2 protein-coding genes are annotated in these 992 nt (G+C 65.7%); both read right to left on the bottom strand.

All coding sequences use genetic code 11. The annotated features are described in order from the left end of the window. Positions 1-60: 60 nt before the first annotated feature. Positions 61-513, bottom strand: a complete 453-nt coding sequence (locus tag AB0M24_RS09155; RefSeq protein ID WP_363763140.1) for a hypothetical protein — start codon at positions 511-513, stop codon at positions 61-63. Continuing rightward, positions 513-923: a YbaB/EbfC family nucleoid-associated protein gene (locus AB0M24_RS09150; protein ID WP_363763137.1), complete on the bottom strand. Its 411-nt coding sequence runs from the start codon at positions 921-923 to the stop codon at positions 513-515. The genes AB0M24_RS09155 and AB0M24_RS09150 overlap by 1 nt, the downstream gene beginning before the upstream one ends. Positions 924-992 lie beyond the last annotated feature (69 nt).

Raw genomic sequence — 992 nt, 5'->3', positions numbered from 1 at the left:
GTTGCCGTGGACAGCCACGTAAGACCGCCCCCGTCCTCATCGCACCAATGCCTTCACGTTCTAATGCCGGATGTTGTGCCCGCCGGTGTTGCCAGAGCCAGAGCCAGAGCCAGGACCGGAACCAGTCGGGGGAAGCGGTGGGATGTCCGGGAGACCCCCAGGACCACCGCCACCGTTCAGCGCGCCGCTGAAGTCGTGGGCCATCTGCGTCGTGTCCTTGTCGGTGCGGTCCACGGCGTCGGCCATCGAGTCGACGCCGTGCGCGGTCGCCTTCACGCTGCCGCTCACCTCGCGGACGCCGGAGTCCCAGTCGCGGAAGTCCTTGTCCCACTTGGCGAAGAACTCGCGGCCGCCCTTGTCGTCGCCGAAGGTCTCCGGGTTGACGACGGTCGCGTTGACCTTGCCGTAGAGATCCGAGACGACCCGGTCGAACCTGCCTGCCTCGGCCTCGATCCTGATAGCGGCCTGGCGAAGGCCGGGAACGCTGGCCCAGTTGACCTCACCGGAAGGCATCAGACCCCCTCGCCAAGTCCGCGGAAGAACACGCCGTCCTCGGGGTTCTCCGGGAACAAACGGTCGATGTCGAGCTTGCCGGGTTCCTTGCCGCGCATGGACATCCCGGCGGGCATCATCGGCTCCATCAGCTCGACCAGCTGCTCACGCGCCATGGTCTGCGCCTTGCGCACGGTGTCGCAGACCGCCGAAGCGAGCTCCGCGGGCGCCATGTTCTTGTACGCGTTGGTGGGGAACGCGATCGCGGTGATCTGGCCGTGGGTGTCCACAGTGGCCGAAACGACGTTGCGCGGCGAGGTGGCCGTGGACGACATCGTCGCCATCTGCGCCTGCATCTTCTGCAGATCCGCGCGCTTCTGCCGGTACTCCGCGAGAGTCTGCTCGAGCTGGTCCTGCAAAGACGACGACACGCGAGCTCCTCACTGAAACGACAGAACACGAATGACAGCGAGTAAAGAAGGTGGTCTAGACGTGCCACA

The sequence above is a fragment of the Lentzea sp. NPDC051838 genome, from assembly GCF_040681245.1.
GTDB lineage: Bacteria > Actinomycetota > Actinomycetes > Mycobacteriales > Pseudonocardiaceae > Lentzea.
The sequence above is the reverse complement of the archived record's forward strand: the minus strand, read 5'-3'. Positions and strand labels throughout refer to the sequence as shown.

What these genes read in the sequence shown, in the direction of transcription:
- AB0M24_RS09155 (WP_363763140.1), bottom strand. Translation starts at nt 513, where the DNA reads ATGCCTTCCGGTGAGGTCAACTGGGCCAGCGTTCCCGGCCTTCGCCAG.